This is a genomic window from Akkermansiaceae bacterium (genome assembly GCA_024233115.1).
Classification (GTDB): Bacteria; Verrucomicrobiota; Verrucomicrobiia; order Verrucomicrobiales; family Akkermansiaceae; genus Oceaniferula.
The window spans coordinates 186,942-206,169 of record JACKQB010000004.1; the positions used below are offsets into that span (position 1 = coordinate 186,942).

The window sequence follows — 19,228 nt, forward strand, 5'->3', positions numbered from 1 at the left end:
ACACATGCGCACACTTTTTATTTCCATCGCACTCGTTGTGTCAGTTATGGCAGCAACCGCTGCGCCTGACGTAGCTCCACATTTTGTTGACGCGGCAGCCCAGGCGAAGGCGAAGAACCTGCCCTACGCCGTCTACGTCCACGGCAGTTCATGGCACCGGGCCAGCCAGATTTTTGCCGAACAGGTCTGGCAATCCACGGACTTCCATCAGGCACTGCAAAACCCGGTTGTCCTAACAAATATCCACATCAAACAGCACCTCGATAAAGAGGCCGCGGAGAAGGAAGCCGCGTCATACAAGGGCTGGGATGCCAATACAGTCCGGTCGTACCCCGCCGTCCAGATATACGGACCCGATGGCCACCTGTTAAAATCCTACTTCGGCCGTGAGCTTAGAATCCTGACCACCCCCTCCGCCCTGGCAAGCCACATTGATCACATTACCAACCTTTCCAACAAGCGCACATCGTTGCTCACTCGGATTGCCGAAGCCCGCCAAAACAAGGATACCCCAAAAGAAATCAACCTACTCACACAGCTGGTAGAACTACCGCTGAACAACGAACCCAAAATCATCGACGCATTGAAACAGGCCGACCCCGAAGACACCTCCGGCTGGCAAGCCCGGCTATCGTTTCAAAACTGGGAGTTTGTCCGCCACATCACGGGTCTGATCAATGACCAGAAAGCCGGGGAAGCGCTCCAACTGATCGATGCCATGCTCGATAGCAAGCGGCACCCCCCTTCCCAGCTGTGCCTTATTCTCGGCGCCAAAGGAAAAACGCTCGTAGCCCTGGAAAGACTCCCCGAAGCATGGCAGGCGTTTCAGCAGGCTTATCAAATCGACCCGGAAAGCCCGGATAGCAAAGCCATACTCCGCTACGGTATCCGCGTCGCTGGCATACCACTGCGCGAAGCGGTGCCAACGGATTCGCTCCTCTTTGGCAAGGACCCCGGTGACAATCTCACACGTGACCACGCCGACTTCACCATGTCCTCCGCAGCCAGTGACGACACCAAGAACCACGCATCACTCTTCAAAGGGCCCTATGCAACAAGCGGTTTCGCATTTCATACCGATGCCGAAAAAGACGCTCACATCATCGTCGACCTCAAAGCCGCCTGCACGGTCAAGGCGTTGAGGATCACCAACCGCAATAGCAACATCGAGCGCGCCGCGACGCTTACTGTCTGGGTTTCCACTGACCAAAAAATCTGGCAAAAAATCTGGTCGGCCCGGAAGGCTGAGACCGCCTGGGATATCATCCTTGATAACCCGGTCACCACCCACTATGTCAAGGTAGGCTTGGACTCTCCGACACCCGAACACCTGCACCTCCAGGCAGTGGATATCTACGGCCAGCGACCATGACAGTATCCCCACAATTTCATCATGAAAATCAAACATTACTTCCTAATCATCCCGTTCTCCCTGGCTGCCGCCACTTTTCTTCATGCGGAAACAAGCACCCTTGTGCACTCACCGGATAAAAACACCCGCGTCAAACTTGAGCTCAAAGAGGGCATCCCCCACTGGTCGGTCAACATGGGCTCTCAGCCTGTCATCCAGTCCTCACGCCTCGGGCTTCAAGCGAAACCCACTCGCTACGGCCCCCTGCAACAGCTCGGCCTGGACCGCAGTACGCATGACGAAACCTGGAAACCCGTCTGGGGCAAGGCGTCGTCGATCCGGAACCATTACCAGGAAGCCGTCTGGAAACTGCAGGAAACCAACGGCGAAAAGAGAACCTTCAACATCGTCCTGCGCGTGTTCGATCATGCTGTGGCGGTGCGCTATCAGTTCCCGGGAAAAGGCAAACAAACCTTCGACGCCGACCTCACGGAGTTCAGATTCCCCGCCGACTTCACATGCTGGAGCGCCAACGGCGAAAACGCCAACCACGGCCCGGTTTCCCTCAGCAAATACAGAGGCTCGCAACTTCCGCTGACCGTTAGAATCGCCGACGAGTGCTACACCTCCATCCTCGAGGCCCATATCAGCGACTACGCCGGCATTTCACTCAAGCGCATCGGCCCCACCGCCTTTCAGGCCAACATGCCCGCATCCACCGTGGATCTGCCGTCGGAAACCTCCTGGCGGGTCTTGTTGTTAGGAAAAACACCCGGAGACCTGCTGGTCAACCACACCATGGTCAACCTCAATCCCCCCTGCGCCATCGAGGACACCTCCTGGATCAAACCCGGCATCGCCATGTGGGACTGGCGCGCCTGGGGCGCCGTCGCCGACGATGGCTTTGTGTACGACCTCGGCATGGAGTCATGGAAACGCCACATCGACTTCGCCTCCAAACACAAACTCGGCTACCTTCTGCTCGACGCCGGTTGGTATGGCCTCGAGTTCGACCCCAATGAGGACCCCACCACCAGCCGCGACCACCTCATCATCCAACCCCACCCGGACAAGCCAGAACTTGTTAGAAAACCGGCGCCCAAGGACTGGAAACACCCCATCGACGTGCCCGCCCTGATCCAGTACGCCAAGAAAAAGAACGTCGGCATCATTCTCTATCTCAACGACGCCGCGCAGAAAAAACACGACCTTGAGAAAACCCTCGCCACCTACCAGCAGTGGGGTGCCGCGGGCATCAAGTACGGATTCATGCGCGCCGCCCCCCAGGACAAGGTGCGCAAGACCCGCCGCATCGTCGAGCTCTGCGCAAAGCACAAGCTGCTCTGCGATTTCCACGACGGCCCGGTCGCCCCCTCCGGCGACCGCCGCACCTACCCGAACTACGTGACCCGCGAGTTCTGCCACTCGCAGTCGGACGCCCTGCGCACCTTCACCCCGCAGACTTTCTGCACCACCGTCTTCACCAACATGCTCGCCGGCCCCCTCGACATGTGCAACGGCCTCTACAGCCTCAACAACGCCAAAAAGGACCGGCCCAAGATCTTCGCCGAGGTTTACTCCACCGTCACCGCGGAAACAGCCCGGGTGCTGATCACCTACTCCGGGCTCAGCCTGATCCCCGACATCCCGGAAGCCTACGAGGCCAAGGCCGATCTCTTTGAATTCATCGCCAAACTCCCCATGACCTGGGACGAGACCCGCATCCTCCACGGCGACATCGGCCATTTGATCACCACTGCACGACGCAGCGGCGACGACTGGTTTGTCGCCTCCTGCTGCGATGAAAAAGGCAGGCAGCTCCCCATCCAGCTCGACTTCCTCAAGGACGGCGTCAGCTACACCGCCACCCTCTACGAGGACGGCCCAGACGCCCACTACAAAACCAACCGGGAGTCGTACAAGGTTCGGAAAATCAGCGTCAAAAAAGGCGACACCATCAACGCCAAACTCGCCCCCGGCGGTGGCCACTGCATCCGGCTGACTGAATCGAAATAGAAATCGGCCCAATAAAAAACCGCCTCCCAAAAGTGGATGGCGGTTTTTGAAAATTAGAGAGCAGCCTACTTACGACGACGCAAGATAAGGGCGAGTCCACCAAGTCCCAGAAGAGCCGCGGAGCTTGGCTCCGGGACTGCTGTGATGGAGACACCATCAATAAGGGCTGTGTTCGGATTTGCACCGGAGGGGTTAGCTGAGACATTCGTAAAGCGTAATGCTAAATCATTAGCGCCATTGGCACTTGTATAAGTGAGGACTTTTGACTCTGCAGCCAATGCATTACCGGCGGCAAGGTAGGCGTAATCAATGGTTGTGCTAGCCAACTCAACATTCAGCGTGGCATCCCAAAGGGAAACCTCAATGCTAATGTTGCGGGCGGCAGTGGAGTAAGAGGAATGTGCACGGTATCCACCGAGGAAATCCACCTGAACTCCTGTTTGTTCTCCAACCAGGCCAATCGTCTGTTGGTAGTAGTTGCCGGATACTTGCTTGAGCGCAGCAACTCTACCAGTCCCGTAAGTGAAATTATTATTGGATCCGCCACCTCCAGTCATGGCCTCGCCATAGTTTCCATTGGTATTGGTTGAAGCAAGACTGGAAAACCAACCGTCGGGAGAGGTGCCAAATTCACTGTTCCAGTTGCTGGTATCGGAGCTAAAGTCTCCATTTGTAAGACTGAGGGCGGCATTACTCGCAACAGCGAGTCCCAGTGATAGCGCAAGCGCGCAAGTTGTTGTTTTCATATGGATTCTGTATTTGATTTGAGGAGATGGCGATAAAGCGGAACTGAGGGTTCTTTGTTTAAATTCCATCATCCTTATTGGGTGCTTGTGCGGGCGGAGTGTCTTTATACGTAGAAATAGGTACATAGACATAGACAACTCCCTCATCCGTATTATCCCAGCCTTCCTGTTTTCGCAATTTTTTTTGAAGATTTACGCATACAGCCATGTATAATGCATCCATGAAACTAACCATCAGCTGCCTCATCGCCACCATCTCCGTTTTTTCCGCCCAAGCGAATGAGGGACCCGTCTCACTTTTCAATGGAAAAGACCTCACCGGATGGAAGGGCGCTGGCTACGAGGTCAGGGACGGTGCCATCATCTGCACCCCCAAAGGCCGCAACCTGACGACCGGGAAGGTCTACACCAACTACATCTTTGAATTTGAATTCAAACTCCCCCCCGGCGGCAACAACGGCATCGGTATCCACTACCCCGGATCAGGCAACCCCGCCTACACCGGTATGGAAGTCCAGGTGCTCGACAACACCCACCCGAAGTATGCCAAACTCATGGACTACCAGTTCCACGGTGGTCTCTATACATTAAAGGCGGCGAAAAAAGGCCACCTCAAACCCGTCGGCGAGTGGAACAAGGAGAAAATCACGGTCAACGGCAGTCAGGTCACCGTCGAGCTCAACGGCACCGTGATCAATCAAGCCAATCTTGATGACCTCGCCAAACAATACCCGAAACACACAGGGGTCAAACGCCGCTCCGGCCATATCTGCTTCTGCGGCCACGGCGATCCCGTGCAGTTCCGGGGTATGAAAATCACCGAGCTTCCGGCTGGAGCGACCAAGGATGCAGGAGCCCACAACACCCCCCCGGAAGGATTCACCGCCCTGTTCAACGGCAAGGACCTCAACGGCTGGTTCGGCCATGGCACCAAGGATCCACGCACGCTGTGGAAAATGAAACCCGAGGAACTGGAGGCGCACAAACAGAAAACCCGGATGGACATCAACAAACACTGGAGTGTTGAGAACGGCGAACTCGTCAATGACGGCCACGGCCTCTATCTGACCACCAACAAGGACTACGCCGATTTCGAGCTCTTGCTTGAATACAAGACCGTCCCCAAGGCCGACAGTGGCATCTACCTGCGCGGCGTGCCACAGGTCCAGATCTGGGATACCACCAAGGAGGGTGGCAAATGGCAACACGGTGCCGACAAGGGCTCCGGTGGCCTGTGGAACAATAGCGCCGGTGCGCCAGGCAAAAACCCTTCCAAACTCATGGATAAACCCTTTGGCGAATGGAACAGCATGCGTATCATCATGGTTGGCAACAAGGTGACCGTCCACCTCAACGGGGAAAAGGTCGTGGACGCCGCCGTCATGGAAAACTACTTCGACCGCAAGAAACCCATCTTCGAGAAAGGCCCCATCCAGTTGCAGACCCACGGTGGCGAGATCCGCTGGCGCAATCTTTATATCAAGGAACTCTAGCAGGGGGGGCATAACCACAAATCCCCTTCCCACACGTGGGCAACCATGGTTTAATACCGCCGTTCCATGCCCGACTGCGAAATCAAACCACCCGGCACCTCCCCCATCCAGTTTTCTGTGATGTTGAAGAACCGCGCGGGTTCGCTGAGTTCGCTGGTCCGCCTGCTGAGATCCGAAAACATCGAGGTCATCGGACTCAGCATCCAGGACTCCAGGGATGCTGCCATGACCCGCCTCGTGGTGTCTGACCCGGATACCACGATGCGTATCTTCATGGAAAAAGGCATCCCGCACATGACTTCCGAGATCGTTGTCATCGGACTCACAGAAACAGGCGGTGGCCTTGCCCAGGCGCTCGACGTCCTCAGGGCAGCGGAAACCAACGTCGACTTTGCCTACTCGCTCATGCCCCACCCCGAGGGAAAAACCCTCATGGCACTGCACCTCGAGGATACCCAGTTCGGTATGTCCGTCCTCCACAACGCCGGTTTCAAGGTCTACTACGAGGAGGACCTGATCCGCTAACCCTGACTCCCGACCCCTGACCCCTGAACATGTCCGAATCCTTCTACCAGCAGACCAACCAGTCGCCGGATAAACAATTCGACCAGTCACTCCGCCCACCGGGGTTCGAGGACTTCCATGGTCAGGAAAAGGTCACCGAGCGACTCATGCTGATGGTCGAGGCCGCCAGGATGCGTGACGATGTCCTCGAACACATCCTGCTATCCGGCCCCCCCGGCCTCGGCAAGACCACGCTGGCCAACATCGTCTCCAACGCCACCGGCACCAACCTGCACACCACCTCCGGCCCGCAGATTGAAAAGGCGGGCGACCTCGCCGGCATCCTGACCAATATCCAGAAAGGCGACATCCTCTTTATCGATGAGATCCACCGACTGCACCCGGCGATCGAGGAGTACCTCTACCCCGCGATGGAGGACTACCGGCTCGATATCATCATCGACTCCGGCCCGTCCGCTCGCTCGATCCAGCTCAACCTTCCCAAATTCACCCTCATAGGCGCTACCACGCGCTCGGGTATGCTGACCTCACCATTGCGGTCGCGCTTCGGCCTGGTCAACCGGCTCGACTACTACACCGCCGCGCAACTAGCCCACATCATCCTGCGTTCCGCAAAGTTGTTAGGCGTTGAAATCCAGCAAGACGGCGCCATGGAAATCGCCAGCCGGTCGCGCGGCACCCCCCGTATTGCCAACAACCTGCTCCGCTGGGTCCGCGACTTCGCCCAGGTGCGCGCCGACGGTACCATCACCCCGGCCATTGCCCACGATGCGCTGGCGATGATCGAAATCGACAGTGACGGTCTGGATGAGATGGACAAACGCATCCTTGAAGCCGCGATTTATAAATTCAACGGCGGCCCGGTTGGCCTCTCCACCCTCGCCGTTGCCATCGGTGAAGACGCCTCCACCTTGGAAGAAGTCCACGAGCCTTTCCTCATCATGCAAGGATTCCTCAAACGCACCCCACGGGGCCGCGTCGCCCTGCCCGCCGCCTACACCAAGATCGGAGCAACACCAGATCCACAACAACCGGGACTGCTGTGAAGTTTCAAACTCCAAATACCCAAAAAGCGAAAGGCTTGCGCCTTTTGTATGTCTCACTCAGCTTACCCACTACTCGACGCCTGCTAACCACCAAAGCGCTTCCCACCGCAGCTTGGTATTTGGAGTTTGGTATTTGAAACTTACCCCCCATGCCCACCGATCTAGACAACCTAATCACCCGCTGCCGCGCCGAGGGACTACGGCGCACCAAGGCGCTTGAGGAACTCTTATTAACCTTGTTAGAGGGCGACCGGCCGATGACCCTGGCGGAACTCGCCGAGTCACCACGCCTCGCTAACCAGTGCGATAAAGCGACTGTCTTTCGTCTTCTCCAGCGCCTTGCCGACAAGGCGATCCTGCGTCGGCTCGGCCTGCACGAGCGGGCCGCCTATTTCGCCCTGCTGCTCCCCGGCCAGCATCGTGACTACCTGATTTGCACCGAATGCGGCTCCATAGAACCCATCAATGCGCCCTGCCCGGTGCACGAGCTGGAAAAGGAAATCCGGTTCACCACGGGTTATAAAAACCTCTACCACGAACTCGAGTTCTTCGGGTCGTGCCCAAGGTGCTCTAAGTAGTGCTTGGAACCAGGAGACCTTGGTGGACGGGCTGTGGCGAACCGGTTTACGCAGTCTATTTCTTAAACGCGTAGCCTTTTTTCTCCGCCTGGGCACGGACCGTTTTGGCCACGACCTCGTCGAGTGTTTGCACCCCGCTTTTTTCAGCCAGTTCCTTGCGTTTTTCCGCGACGTAGGCACTGCGTTTCTGGTTGAGATCAAGGATCCTGGCCTGGATGTCGGCACGCTCCCTGGCCGTTTTTCCGATGTGGGCCTTGCGTTCCTCGAGGGTCATTTTCTGCATCTCCTTCGGCAGGTCCTTGTCCTTGACCTTGGCGATATCGAACTTCTTGTCTTTGCAGGCGTCAACAAGATCCCAGTTGCCGTTGTAGTAGTTGGCACTGCCCTTGGAAATGGCACGCTGGACAGCAGCCCCGCTGGAGGACTTTTCGGCGGCGTTTTTATCCTGTGCGACCTGGTCATGCTGCTTGGCAGCACCGATGCGACCGTAGGCGAGGTAGGTTTTGTTCAGCTCGGTATTGAGCCTGACGATCTCGGCATCCTGGGGTGCCTCGATGTGGACGACAGCGCGGTTGTGGTCGATGGTCAGATACTTGCCATCTGCCAGCATGGCTCCGTTTTTCCAACCTCCGGAAATCCCGGCCTGCTCGCTGCCGCAGTGGATCGTATTGACGATAACACCGGCGGCGATCGCAGCTTTGACCGATTCATCTGCTTTCACGGGTCCCTGGGTGAAGGCTTCGTTGCCGGCGATGAAAATCGCTTTATACACCTTGTTAGACGGGTCCCATTTGAGGTCCTGGGTGGCGCGACGGATGACCGCACCGCAATATTCCTCACCGCCGTTGGTCTGGAGGGAGAATAGTTGTTTGCTGATTTCATCGAGGTCGCGGGTGAGTGGCTGGATTTGTCTGATCCAGTGTTCCTCTTTGCTGAGGCTGTCTTTGCCATACTCGTAGAGCGCGACTTCGACGTAGGGCACCTGTCCGTTCTGCCGGGCATCGATGAAGGTGTTGACGATTTTCCAGAGCTGGGTTTTGGTCTGTTCGATCAGGCCGGACATACTGCTGCTGGTGTCGAGCAGGATGGCGATCTGGACTTTCGCCTGGTCGGGTTTCTTGGCTTCGGGTTTCTCAGCCATGGCGGGCTGGAGTGTGAGGGCTGCCAGGGTGATGGCAGTGGCGATGGTGTTTCGGGTTTTCATGGTTTTTATTTGCTTGGGTTGTTGTTGCTTGGGTTGTCGACAGCTTGCAAAGCTGTCCTACTTTCCTGACTGGATGAGGTAGGATTGGTTGTCGATGACGACGCGGATGTTTTCGCCCAGGGCGAGACAGCTTTGGCGGTTGTCGGCGATGAGACGGGTGGCTATTTTCTGGAATTCGGGACTGGAGACATTGATGTTCCGGGTTGGGGTGGAGCCGATCTCCTTACCGGCCAGACTGGCATCCACCCACTCGTTGCCTTGGCGGTAGAATGCTTTGTCGGCGACCTGGCAGACCTGTTTGACCTCGGCTTGTTTGAGACCATCGTCGAGGTATCGGTTACCGGGATTCAACTGGGTGGCGGACTTGGTGCGCTGGATGTTGTAATCCTGGTTCACGGAGGCGGCGCCGGATCGTTTCTGGACGGCTTTGTGATGAATCTCCGCAGAAGCGCGGCTCACCGCATCGCGGTGCATGTTGTTGCTAAACATCATGCCGTCGGTGGCCAGAAAGGCGGTGTATTCGGTGAGGATACCGTACTCGGTGGAGAGACGGACAATTTCATCGACCAGTTCCTTGACCTTGGGGTCCTGCATGTTGACCGGCTTGCCATTTTCAGCCCCCAGATCGCGTAGAGCCTCGGTGAGGACGGCAATTTTCCGGGTCGCCCAGAGTCGTGGCACATGGGAGTTTCCCAGTCGGGCTTTTTTCAATGACAGGTCAAACTTGAAGGTGCGTGGCCCCTCCTGATCGTTTCCTGTTAGTTTAAAATGGAGTTGGCCATTCTGGTGATAGCGACCTAACACAACGACCTGTTCCCCATCAAACATATCGGGCAGGCGTGCGGGAAGGACATCACTGACCAGACCAGGGGTGACCTTTCCGTTTTCGTCAGTGGATACCAGTCCGGGGTCACTGAGCACCGGACCAGACAGGCGGCGAAAGACAGCGGCCACCTTGACCTCCACATCCTCTTTCGGTAATACGTAGGTGGCGCGGGCACGGGAGTCATCAGCCAGGCGTGAGAGCAAGGGAGTATTGACATCAACCCCCACCCCAAAGGTGAAGATACGGCGATGATGCCGGTTCGCCCTGGCAATGGCCTCGCGGATCCTTCCTTCGTGGGTCTGGCCGATTGTTGGCACACCATCGGTTAGAAAAAGAATAATCGGCAGCATGCCCTGGGTTGCTTGTTGCTGGGTAGCCACCTGGAGGGCATCGTGGATATTGGTACCACCGCTGACACGCACGCTGGAGATGTATTTTCTGGCAGCCAGCAGGCTGTCCCGCGTTTTGATCACGGGCTTCTCCGCAAAGACCTCGACCGATTCATTGTAGACAATGATGTTAAATGCCTCCCCATCGTTGAGTCCTTCAATGACCTGGGTGGCGGCCTTCAGGGCTTGCTCCATTTTTTCTCCCGCCATGCTTCCCGACTTGTCGATGACCAGGGTGACTTCACGTAACACGGGCTGTTTTTTCTCGACGGCAGGTGGAGAAAGCAGAAGCAGGAAATAGCCGCCATGTTTATCCTTTTCCTTACCGGGATAGGCCATGATGGAGGCGCTGGCTTGCTTGTTCTTGCGCTGCGTCGCAGATAGGCGGAATGAACCCGGCTGCATCTTCCCCTGGTTGGTCAGCTTGATCCGGTTAGGGCCCACCCGACTTTCCCCGGTATGATGCGTGGGTGAGTAGACACCGGCGAGACCACCTTTGACGGTCCAGTCGACAGCGACGTTCCATGGCACGTGATACTCGGGCGACTCGGTTCGGAGCAGCGTGTAATCGATCCGGTTGCCGTCGACCTCAAGCATTTCCTCGTAGACAAGGCGCACCCGGCAAGTCCCATGGGCAGTCACGGGGAAGACACTCGATTTAACCAGACCGCTGGCCGCGAATTCCAGCAGGGCAGGGTCGAGTGAGCGGCGGACGATTTCATCGTAAATTTTGCGTGCCTCGTCGCGGGGAACGAGTTTGGCGGGGAACTTACCCTGGGCACCCTCGAGTCCGAACTCGCGTATTACGGCATGGACCGAAACCGGGATGATGACGACGGACTCCTGCTGCCGGTTTCCCGGATTGTGCAGGGACATGGTCATGGTCGTGGTAGCCATCCTGCCAACGATCCTCGCCGATACGTCCACGGAACTTACCTGCACTGGTGCGGGATGGTGGGGCCTGGGACGGACATGCGGCAAAATCGGAGGGTGCCAGTGGCGATGCGCTGGATGTTTTTCTTCATGGGCAAACAACTGCCGTGGACTCAAGGTACCGGCAATTACGGTGCCACCAAATATTTGAACTATTTTTCTGCGATTCATGGGATCATCTTTCGTTGATGATCGTAGAATAGGCGCATTTTCCCCGCCTGTGTGTAAATGCTCTGTAAATTATACAGCCGGGGAGCCAGAACCAGGCTGCTTACATCATGGCGAAGATCTCTGCCGGTGTTTTCCCCTGCTCACGCAGGGTGCGGAGACTGAGGGAGTCGTCACGCTTGGCGAGGCGTTTTCCTTGATCATCGAGGATGAGCCGGTGGTGGTGGTAGGTGGGAATCGGCAGGCCTAACAATTTTTGCAACAACCGGTGCACATGGGTCGATGCAAGCAGATCCTCGCCACGGGTGACATCGGTGATTTTCTGAAAAGCATCATCGATCACAACCGCGAGATGGTAGGAGGTGGCGATGTCTTTTCGGGCAAGCACCACATCGCCTAACAAAAAAGGATCCACCTCCACCCGGCCTTTGATTTCGTCTTCAAAGCCCAGTGGCCCGGCGAGTCTGGCTGCGGAGCAGGTATCGAGTCGCCAACAGTGCCCCAGCCCGGCCGCGATCCGGTCAGCGCGTTCCATGGCTGACAATGACCGGCAGGTCCCAGGGTACAAGGTGCCTTCCGGACCATGGGGCGCGTTTCCCATCGATTCAATTTCCTGCTGGATCTCACGGCGGGTGCAGAAACAGGGATAGACCACCTCGAGCGACTTGAGTTTTTCCAAGGCTTCCAGATACGCAGGGAGTCGGTCGCTTTGACGGATCGGCGTTCCGTCCCATTGCAACCCGAGCCATGACAAGTCCCGCTCGATGGCGAGGTAGTAGTGATCCCTCACCCGCGTCACGTCGATATCCTCGAACCGGAGTAGAAAACGTCCCCCGTTTTCCATGGCACAATCGTACGCATAGGCCGCCGCATAAGCATGCCCCAAATGAAGCATCCCTGTCGGTGATGGCGCAAAGCGAGTGACCATGGTTTGTCTTTTAAACCCGAGGAAACAAACGCCAAACACCAAATGGCCGGACTTAACAAAAAAATGTTAACGCAAAATACTTGCAATAGTTTCTATCTTGCGTTAACGCTCCTTCCGCCATGAAAAAGATCTCTCTGCTCCTCGGAATTTCCATACTTGCGCTGGTTACGACAGCAACGGAAGCTGCGCGGTTGAAAGTAGCCAGTTTGCACCCCCTGATCACGGATGTTGCCCGTCAGGTGGCGGGGCAGCACGCCGAGGTGGTGCAGCTGATCGCTCCCCATGAGGACCCGCATCATTTCAAGCCCACGCCGAAGGCCCTGCTCAGGGCGAAGGGGGCGAGCCTCTATCTGGCGAGTGGCAAAAACCTGGAAACCTATCTGGACAAACTCAGGAGCACCCTGGGCAGCAGCGCCAAGGTGGTTGAGGTGGGAAGGACTATTCCGTCGCAGAAAATCAGTGGTCGCGACAGTCAGTATGTGTGTTGTCCGCAGCACGCGCACGGTGCGATCGACCCCCACTGGTGGCACCGCGTCAGCAACATGCAGAAGGCCGCCCGTGTCATTGCCAAGGAGTATGCCGAGGCCGACCCCGCGAACGCGGACGCCTACAAGGCCAATGCCGCCGCCTACTCAAAACGCCTGTCTGCCCTGCACTCCTGGATCAAGCGTGAGGTCAGTCGCATCCCGCGTCAAAACCGCATCCTCAGCACGGCGCACGCCGCGTTTGGATATTTTTGCAAGGAATACGGGTTCAAGGCTCTGCCGGTGAAAGGCCTCACCGCCCAGCAAAAGACCAGTGCCAGCTATCAAGCGCTGGCGATCAGCGAGCTGCGCAAAAACCATGTCAAAGCCATCTTCCCGGAGCAGCGGGCGAACCCCAAGTCGCTGCAGATCATCGCCAGGGAAGCCGGTGTCCGCATCGGAGGCACGCTGGCGGCTGACGGATCGACAAACTACGAGAAGATGATGAGGGACAACGTCAGTAAAATCGTCTCGGCACTCGCTCGCTAACACCCGGCGGTCACTGCCACGTAGCCCGATTTTTTTTCTAACGCATGAAAGGCCAGCCACCGATCCAAGCCCTGCTGTTGCTCGTCGTTCTGGCGATTGTCGGATTTGCCGGCAGTCTCTACATCGACACCGGCGCGCCCGCCACCCCGGCTGCCCCACAACAGGCAAACGACGATGGCGAGCACACGGTGGAGGCCGAGATCGAGTTTACGTTTTCAACGCCACCGCAGTCCTACACCCTCAAGCGGCCATCGGAGAGCGGCGGGGAGGACGTGGTGCTTCTCAGCGTTGCCTCGCCTGCGGAAAACCCGGACTACCGCGACGTAAAACTCGTCGCCCACCGGGATGTCACCTACTGGCTCGATGTCGTCTGGCCCGACGATGCCGTGGACGGCAGCCACCACTTCGTGCAGGTGAGCATTTCCCCGGACCATGGAGAAGGCCAGAAGTATTCCTTTTTCAGCAGCTCCAGGGAAATGAACGAAACCTTCGAATACAACACGGGAGGACATCATGAGTAAGTGCACCCATACCCACAACCGAGGTCAGACTCACGAGTTGATCATCCGCGACCTGGAAGTCGCCTACCGCGATGTCAGTGTCCTGGAAAACATCAACCTTCAGGTCCGCTGCGGTAACAGCCTGGCATTGGTCGGGCCTAACGGCGCGGGCAAAAGCACGCTGCTCAAAGCCATCGCGGGACTGGTCAAGCGCAAGACCGGAAGCGTCTCCTGGTGCGGCGAGGACAACGTCCAGTGCCGTGGCGGCGAGTTCGCCTACCTTCCCCAGCACGAGGAAGTCAACTGGGACTTCCCGGTCACCGTCCGTGGCGTTGTGGAAATGGGGCGCTACTCCCAGCTCGGCGCGTGGGGGAAGTTCACTAAAAAAGATGAGCTCGCGGTCGAGCAAGCACTCCATCTGATGGAAATGGACGGCGAGCTCGCCAACCGCCAGATCAGTGAGCTATCAGGAGGCCAGAAACAACGCGCGTTCATCGCCCGGGCGGTGGCGCAGGAGGCGCATGTCCTGTTGTTAGACGAGCCGTTTACGGGGCTTGATCGTGACCATACGGCGAACCTGACCCGTCTGCTGCGCAAGCTTGCCATGGAACACCGGTTGGTGATCGCCTCCCACCACGACATCAACACGCTGGCGGATATCTTTGATCACGTGTTGTTACTCAACCGCAACATTGTGGCCTACGGGGAGTGCCAGACCGTGCTCACCGAGGAAAACCTCAACCTCACCTTCAAAACAGCGGACAATGAATGAACTTCTGCAAATGCTCGATATGCCGTTTTTTCGCCGCGCCCTGGTGGCGGCGGCGCTGATCGGATTTACCAACGGCTTTGTCAGTGGCTTTGTCCTGTTGCGGAAAAGCTCGCTGACCTTGAGCGCGCTTTGCCACACCCTGCTGCCGGGCATCGTTATTGTGGTGCTCATCACCGGCGCGCTGACCCAGGCGGGTGCGTTTACGGGAGCCTTGCTCGCCGCCCTGATTGTCGGGCTCGGCTCGATCTCGGTGACCCGCAACACCCGGCTGCCCCAGAGCACCGCGCTGGCGATATTCTTTACCACCGCCTTCGCGCTGGGAATCGTTCTCATCCAGTACACCCACACGGTGCAGAATCTCGAGGACTGGCTGTTTGGAAACATCCTTTCTGTGAGTGACTCCGACTTGCAGGTGTTCTTTGGCATCTCCTGTTTCATCCTTCTGAGCGCGACCCTTTTCATGCGACCGCTCCTGCTGACCTTGTTTGAACCGAATGTCGCTGCCGTGCAGGGGGTGGGTGTGCGCTGGATGAATTACCTGCTCTACGCGCTGATGATTTTCGCCCTGATGGCAAGTTTCCAAGCGGTCGGCCCGATCCTCTCGATCGGTCTGCTCGTCGTCCCGGGTGCCATCGTCTCACTCTTCACCAACCAGACGCGGTGGTTGTTCTGGGGCGGAGGCATCGTCGGCTGCCTGAGCTCCATGCTGGCTGTGGTGATTTCCGTCCCCCTCAACATCCCGACCGGCCCGGCCATCGTCCTGGTGCTGGGTATCATCTTCCTCATCGCCTATTTCGTAAACCCCAACTACGGGCCGTTGAAACGCCTGCAAACGAACAACAAAAACAACAAAAGTAAGAATGTACCATAAAAACACCCAATACCTAGTCGTTTCCTCGTTGCTTGGGGTCATGCCTCTCACCCTAACAGCAGAAGCAAATCCGGACACAGAAGCCACGGTGCCGCCGGTCAAAGAAGAAGCATCGATCCGGCTGGAGCCTACCTTGCATCTGCGGCTGACTCACGGAAACACCTCGCTTCCCGCTGATGAAGTCGCCTTTGCAGGTCATGATCCCTCGGAGGACGGCTTCAATTTCCAGGGCTTTGAAATCGGCGGCAACATCTACCTCGGCGAATACGTCAGCGGCTTTACCACGGTGAATATTTTCAAAACAGACGGGGAAGAATTCGACGCGGAATTTGAGGAAGGCTTTCTCAAACTGCACAACCTGCCCGGAGGCTTCGAGGTCCGTGGGGGCCGCATGCTGGCACGTTTCGGCGACCAGAACGCGCACCATTTACACGCTTGGGATTTTGCCAACTCAAATATCGCCAACGTCAGATACCTCGGTGACGACGGCTTCGCCTATGACGGCGGTGAACTGACCTGGATCGCGCCCACGCCGTGGACAGATTCTCTCAGCGTCGGATTTGGCTCACCGGTCGCCCATGAACATGAAGGTCATGACGAGGGGCACGTAGGTCACGACCATCACGAGGAGGCGGAAATGGCTCGTCCCGTCGGGGATGTCATCGTGGTTCGCTATCAGGCGAAGTTCGGGCCAAACGATTTCCACCGCTTTAAGGTGGGCGGCAGTTTCCTAACAGGAGATAATGGATTCGACATGACCACTGATATCTACGGGGCTGATTTCACCTACACCTGGCGTGAAAACGGACTTGAACCCGGTGGTCGCCAGTTCCGCTGGCGCAGCGAGTGGATCATGCGCGATGTCGAGAACGACGAAGGTGGCTTCGAGGACAACGGCTACAACACCGCCCTGCTCTGGGAATTCATCGAGAACTGGGAAGCCGGGTTACGCTACGAGTATCTTGAGGGTGTCGAGGACCCCGAGTTGTTAGAAAGAAAACGCACCTCACTGTCCATCGCCAGAAGGTTTGACCTCGGTAATGATCTCACGGGCCTCGTGCGTCTCCAGTACGACCACGATGACATCAAGGGACACGGCGACGAAGACAGTATCTGGCTGCAGTTTGGCTTCGACTGGGGCCCGGGCGAAGTACGCTAGAATTCCATCTGCTCGATTTAGGGTTGGTCAGTGCCAATCTTAACGACTAATGTGTCGGGACGCGGTCATCCGCCATGTCCCGATATTTTTTCCAGCCCTATGCCGTCGCTTTATTCTCACATCCCCGCCTGCATGATCCTATGCGCCCTCTTTTCACCGGCCACGGGGAATGAAAGCGCCCCTGCGGACATTCCCTTTGGGGGTGTCGACTGCGATCACGATACGGGGCCTTCCTTGCTGATCGAGCCACGCGCGCACTTGCGGGCCGTCCTGGGAGATACGGATCTCGAGGACGCTGGCCTCGCCCACGGCGGACACGATCCCGTCCATTCCGGATTCAGCGTGCCCAGTCTCTCACTGGGTGCCGACATTCTTTATGGCGAGCACATCGCCGGTTTTACTGAAGGTATTATTTCGTGGAACGATGTTGACGGCTGGGATGCGGAGCTTGAAGAGTTTTATGCCAGGTTTTTAAACCTTCCCGGTGGCTTCGAGATGAAGGCAGGTCGGCTGTTGGCCACCGTCGGCACTCAAAACAACATCCATAACCATGCCTGGAAATTTGTCGATGCCAACCTCGGCAATGTGCGTTTCCTCGGTGACGATGGCCTGGTCATCGAGGGTGTGGAAATCACGTGGATGGCACCAAGCCATTGGAACGACCGATTGACGCTGTCGTTTGGTAATGCTGTTAGCCATGATCACGAGGAAGCGGAACACGCCGGCGGTGCACACGATCACAGCGAGGAAGCTGGGCAAGCCCTTTGGGATAGGAACGTTCTCTCCGTGCATTACCAGGCAATCGTCTGGCCCAGTGATACCTGTCAGTTTATTTACGGCGCTAGTTATTTGCAGGGAGAAAATTTCATGGCGAAAACCGGCCGACTCTTCGGGGTCGATCTCACCTACACCTGGCTGCAGGACGAGGACCATGGCAAACAATTCACCTGGAGAAACGAGGCCATGCTGCGTAGGATTGGCACCGACGAAGGAAAATTCGAGGAGCTCGCCGTCACTTCAGCGGCTCTCTACAAGTTGAACCCCAAGTGGGAAATTGGTCTGCGCTATGATTATCTGGAGGGTGTCGATGATCCTGAACTTCCCGAACGCCACCGGGTCTCCCCCTCCCTTGCGTGTTATTTTTCCCTCGGAAAAATCGAGTCTGTCGCGCGACTGCAATACAACTTCGATCACTCTGATGAACGTGGCGGGGACCACAGCGTCTGGCTCCAGTTTGGATTCGAATGGGGAGCAGGTGGTGACGCGCATGTGCATTGACACCCTTCTGAAGGTTGAATTTTGAATGATGAATGTTGAAATCATTGGCCACGTTCGCACCTGTTATGGGGAAAAGTTTGGTGTCCCCCGACAGCCGGGACTCGTCGACGAAGCCTGGGGCGAGCTGGTTTTCGAGCCGGAGTTCCGGTCAGCTGATGCCGTCAAAGGACTTGAAGGGTTTTCCCATGTCTGGCTGGTGTTTGTTTTTCATCAGGCGATTCGAGATGACTGGAAACCAACTGTCAGGCCGCCGCGACTCGGGGGAAACAAGAAAGTGGGTGTCTTCGCCAGCAGGTCTCCTTTCCGGCCGAATCCAATCGGGCTGTCATGCGTGAGGCTGGTAGGCATCGATCCGGATCACCCGGATGGCCCGGTCCTCAATTTGCGTGGCGTGGACCTGGTCGATGGCACACCCATTCTCGATATCAAACCCTACATCCCCTTCTCCGATTCGTTGCCTGATGCCCTGGCAGGCTTCGCTCAGGAGCCGCCGGCCCTGATGGCCGTCGAATGGCAGGATGGAGTCGGCGACTCCCTGGACACAGGAACAAAACACCTGATCGAAAAGACCCTGGCCAATGACCCCCGCCCCGCCTACCAGCATGACACGACTGACCGTGAATACGGTTGTCTGGTCGATGGCTGGAACATCCGGTGGCTGATCCGGTCGGGCAAGGTGTCGATCGTTTCATGTTTATCGGATTAATCCGGTCGGACCGAACCATTGCGTGACACAATGCTCACCTTTTTTGCATCGCACGTTGAAGGAATTGCGCATAGTGTCACAGTGAACTGATGATGAAATACAGCACACTGGTTTTTGATTTTGATGGCACCATCGCCGACACCTTGGACGAGGGCTTGAAGATCTACAACCAGATGGCTGAAACGCATGGTCTGAAACCCATTGATGAGGACGAGGTTCATATTCTCCGTCACATGAAGCTCAATGACTTTCTTGACCATCTCGGGGTCCCCAGACTCCTCGTCCCCAAGCTCCTGTACAAGGGCACCCAGATGCTCAAGTCCCGGATTAGCCGATTACCTCTGATCGAGGGCATCGCCGACGCCCTCCCCCGCTTGCGCCAGAAGACCGAGCACTTCGGTATCCTGACATCCAACTCCACTGAAAACGTCCACCTCTTTCTTCAACACCATGGCTTGGAGGATATCTTTACCTTTGTTTCCTCCACCTCCAAACTAACCGGTAAATCAAAACACCTCCGCTCGATCTGCAGGACCTTTTCCATCAAGCCCGGAGATATGATCTACATCGGGGATGAGCTGCGCGATGTCAAAGCGGCTAAAAAGGCACAGATCCCAGTCGCGGCTGTCGGCTGGGGGTTTAACTCAGCCGCCGCCTTGGCGGAATCCAGACCCGATTACCTGTTCCACCATCCCTCCGAGCTACACTCACTCGTCAGCTAACAAG

At 56.9% G+C, this 19,228-nt stretch carries 18 protein-coding genes and 1 pseudogene; 15 read left to right on the forward strand and 4 right to left on the reverse strand.

The genetic code is table 11. The features are described 5' to 3' along the window. The first annotated feature begins 4 nt into the window (after positions 1 to 4). On the forward strand, positions 5 to 1,372 hold the full coding sequence (locus H7A51_11800; GenBank protein MCP5536900.1) for a discoidin domain-containing protein: 1,368 nt from the start codon (positions 5 to 7) through the stop codon (positions 1,370 to 1,372). Positions 1,373 to 1,393: 21 nt separating this feature from the next. Continuing rightward, positions 1,394 to 3,367: a glycoside hydrolase family 97 catalytic domain-containing protein gene (locus H7A51_11805; protein ID MCP5536901.1), complete on the forward strand. Its 1,974-nt coding sequence runs from the start codon at positions 1,394 to 1,396 to the stop codon at positions 3,365 to 3,367. A 65-nt stretch (positions 3,368 to 3,432) separates the two neighbouring features. On the opposite strand, the gene H7A51_11810 is transcribed toward H7A51_11805, so the two are convergent. After that, positions 3,433 to 4,113: a PEP-CTERM sorting domain-containing protein gene (locus tag H7A51_11810; GenBank protein ID MCP5536902.1), complete on the reverse strand. Its 681-nt coding sequence runs from the start codon at positions 4,111 to 4,113 to the stop codon at positions 3,433 to 3,435. A gap of 221 nt (positions 4,114 to 4,334) precedes the next feature. On the opposite strand from H7A51_11810, the pseudogene H7A51_11815 reads away from it, so the two are divergent. The 5 genes and pseudogenes from H7A51_11815 (at position 4,335) to H7A51_11835 (ending at position 7,755) form a co-directional block, all read left to right on the forward strand. Beyond that, a pseudogene (locus tag H7A51_11815) lies at positions 4,335 to 4,946 on the forward strand (DUF1080 domain-containing protein). Next, positions 4,923 to 5,606, forward strand: coding sequence for a DUF1080 domain-containing protein (locus H7A51_11820; protein ID MCP5536903.1), 684 nt, complete (start codon positions 4,923 to 4,925; stop codon positions 5,604 to 5,606). Before H7A51_11815 ends, H7A51_11820 begins: the two are co-directional and overlap by 24 nt. 66 nt (positions 5,607 to 5,672) lie before the next feature. After that, entirely contained in the window at positions 5,673 to 6,131 is a 459-nt protein-coding gene (locus tag H7A51_11825) for an acetolactate synthase (protein ID MCP5536904.1), read from the forward strand. A 29-nt stretch (positions 6,132 to 6,160) separates the two neighbouring features. After that, complete coding sequence (ruvB, locus tag H7A51_11830; protein MCP5536905.1) at positions 6,161 to 7,177, forward strand: Holliday junction branch migration DNA helicase RuvB; 1,017 nt, start codon at positions 6,161 to 6,163, stop codon at positions 7,175 to 7,177. Between the two features lie 149 nt (positions 7,178 to 7,326). Beyond that, positions 7,327 to 7,755 (forward strand): transcriptional repressor, encoded by a 429-nt coding sequence (locus tag H7A51_11835; GenBank protein MCP5536906.1) that lies wholly within the window; start codon positions 7,327 to 7,329, stop codon positions 7,753 to 7,755. Positions 7,756 to 7,810: 55 nt separating this feature from the next. Here H7A51_11835 and H7A51_11840 read toward each other — a convergent pair whose 3' ends face one another. From H7A51_11840 to gluQRS, 3 genes are all read right to left on the reverse strand, one after another. Beyond that, positions 7,811 to 8,959 carry a VWA domain-containing protein gene (locus H7A51_11840; protein ID MCP5536907.1) on the reverse strand — a complete coding sequence of 383 codons (1,149 nt, stop codon included), beginning with the start codon at positions 8,957 to 8,959 and terminating at the stop codon, positions 7,811 to 7,813. 57 nt (positions 8,960 to 9,016) lie between these two features. Further along, on the reverse strand, positions 9,017 to 11,116 hold the full coding sequence (locus H7A51_11845; protein ID MCP5536908.1) for a VWA domain-containing protein: 2,100 nt from the start codon (positions 11,114 to 11,116) through the stop codon (positions 9,017 to 9,019). A gap of 262 nt (positions 11,117 to 11,378) precedes the next feature. Further along, positions 11,379 to 12,203: a tRNA glutamyl-Q(34) synthetase GluQRS gene (gene gluQRS, locus H7A51_11850; GenBank protein ID MCP5536909.1), complete on the reverse strand. Its 825-nt coding sequence runs from the start codon at positions 12,201 to 12,203 to the stop codon at positions 11,379 to 11,381. 119 nt (positions 12,204 to 12,322) lie between these two features. On the opposite strand from gluQRS, the gene H7A51_11855 reads away from it, so the two are divergent. From H7A51_11855 to H7A51_11890, 8 genes are all read left to right on the forward strand, one after another. Next, positions 12,323 to 13,216 (forward strand): zinc ABC transporter substrate-binding protein, encoded by an 894-nt coding sequence (locus H7A51_11855; GenBank protein MCP5536910.1) that lies wholly within the window; start codon positions 12,323 to 12,325, stop codon positions 13,214 to 13,216. 44 nt (positions 13,217 to 13,260) lie between these two features. Further along, entirely contained in the window at positions 13,261 to 13,737 is a 477-nt protein-coding gene (locus tag H7A51_11860) for a hypothetical protein (protein MCP5536911.1), read from the forward strand. Next, positions 13,730 to 14,488 (forward strand): metal ABC transporter ATP-binding protein, encoded by a 759-nt coding sequence (locus H7A51_11865; protein MCP5536912.1) that lies wholly within the window; start codon positions 13,730 to 13,732, stop codon positions 14,486 to 14,488. The genes H7A51_11860 and H7A51_11865 overlap by 8 nt, the downstream gene beginning before the upstream one ends. Further along, positions 14,481 to 15,359 carry a metal ABC transporter permease gene (locus tag H7A51_11870; GenBank protein MCP5536913.1) on the forward strand — a complete coding sequence of 293 codons (879 nt, stop codon included), beginning with the start codon at positions 14,481 to 14,483 and terminating at the stop codon, positions 15,357 to 15,359. Before H7A51_11865 ends, H7A51_11870 begins: the two co-directional genes overlap by 8 nt. Then, positions 15,349 to 16,518 (forward strand): hypothetical protein, encoded by a 1,170-nt coding sequence (locus H7A51_11875; protein ID MCP5536914.1) that lies wholly within the window; start codon positions 15,349 to 15,351, stop codon positions 16,516 to 16,518. The genes H7A51_11870 and H7A51_11875 overlap by 11 nt, the downstream gene beginning before the upstream one ends. 132 nt (positions 16,519 to 16,650) lie before the next feature. Continuing rightward, positions 16,651 to 17,796 carry a hypothetical protein gene (locus tag H7A51_11880; GenBank protein MCP5536915.1) on the forward strand — a complete coding sequence of 382 codons (1,146 nt, stop codon included), beginning with the start codon at positions 16,651 to 16,653 and terminating at the stop codon, positions 17,794 to 17,796. Positions 17,797 to 17,824: 28 nt separating this feature from the next. Continuing rightward, positions 17,825 to 18,502: a tRNA (N6-threonylcarbamoyladenosine(37)-N6)-methyltransferase TrmO gene (gene tsaA / locus H7A51_11885; protein ID MCP5536916.1), complete on the forward strand. Its 678-nt coding sequence runs from the start codon at positions 17,825 to 17,827 to the stop codon at positions 18,500 to 18,502. A gap of 89 nt (positions 18,503 to 18,591) precedes the next feature. Beyond that, positions 18,592 to 19,224 carry an HAD-IA family hydrolase gene (locus H7A51_11890; protein MCP5536917.1) on the forward strand — a complete coding sequence of 211 codons (633 nt, stop codon included), beginning with the start codon at positions 18,592 to 18,594 and terminating at the stop codon, positions 19,222 to 19,224. Positions 19,225 to 19,228 lie beyond the last annotated feature (4 nt).

Excerpts from the sequence above, each read along its gene's own strand:
- H7A51_11865 (MCP5536912.1), top strand. The coding sequence starts at position 13,730 with ATGAGTAAGTGCACCCATACCCACAACCGAGGTCAGACTCACGAGTTG.
- tsaA (MCP5536916.1), top strand. The coding sequence starts at position 17,825 with ATGAATGTTGAAATCATTGGCCACGTTCGCACCTGTTATGGGGAAAAG.
- gluQRS (MCP5536909.1), bottom strand. The coding sequence starts at position 12,203 with ATGGTCACTCGCTTTGCGCCATCACCGACAGGGATGCTTCATTTGGGG.
- H7A51_11820 (MCP5536903.1), top strand. The coding sequence starts at position 4,923 with ATGAAAATCACCGAGCTTCCGGCTGGAGCGACCAAGGATGCAGGAGCC.
- H7A51_11805 (MCP5536901.1), top strand. The coding sequence starts at position 1,394 with ATGAAAATCAAACATTACTTCCTAATCATCCCGTTCTCCCTGGCTGCC.
- H7A51_11875 (MCP5536914.1), top strand. The coding sequence starts at position 15,349 with ATGTACCATAAAAACACCCAATACCTAGTCGTTTCCTCGTTGCTTGGG.
- H7A51_11870 (MCP5536913.1), top strand. The coding sequence starts at position 14,481 with ATGAATGAACTTCTGCAAATGCTCGATATGCCGTTTTTTCGCCGCGCC.
- H7A51_11825 (MCP5536904.1), top strand. The coding sequence starts at position 5,673 with ATGCCCGACTGCGAAATCAAACCACCCGGCACCTCCCCCATCCAGTTT.
- H7A51_11890 (MCP5536917.1), top strand. The coding sequence starts at position 18,592 with ATGATGAAATACAGCACACTGGTTTTTGATTTTGATGGCACCATCGCC.
- H7A51_11855 (MCP5536910.1), top strand. The coding sequence starts at position 12,323 with ATGAAAAAGATCTCTCTGCTCCTCGGAATTTCCATACTTGCGCTGGTT.
- H7A51_11860 (MCP5536911.1), top strand. The coding sequence starts at position 13,261 with ATGAAAGGCCAGCCACCGATCCAAGCCCTGCTGTTGCTCGTCGTTCTG.
- H7A51_11800 (MCP5536900.1), top strand. The coding sequence starts at position 5 with ATGCGCACACTTTTTATTTCCATCGCACTCGTTGTGTCAGTTATGGCA.
- H7A51_11880 (MCP5536915.1), top strand. The coding sequence starts at position 16,651 with ATGATCCTATGCGCCCTCTTTTCACCGGCCACGGGGAATGAAAGCGCC.
- ruvB (MCP5536905.1), top strand. The coding sequence starts at position 6,161 with ATGTCCGAATCCTTCTACCAGCAGACCAACCAGTCGCCGGATAAACAA.
- H7A51_11810 (MCP5536902.1), bottom strand. The coding sequence starts at position 4,113 with ATGAAAACAACAACTTGCGCGCTTGCGCTATCACTGGGACTCGCTGTT.
- H7A51_11835 (MCP5536906.1), top strand. The coding sequence starts at position 7,327 with ATGCCCACCGATCTAGACAACCTAATCACCCGCTGCCGCGCCGAGGGA.
- H7A51_11840 (MCP5536907.1), bottom strand. The coding sequence starts at position 8,959 with ATGAAAACCCGAAACACCATCGCCACTGCCATCACCCTGGCAGCCCTC.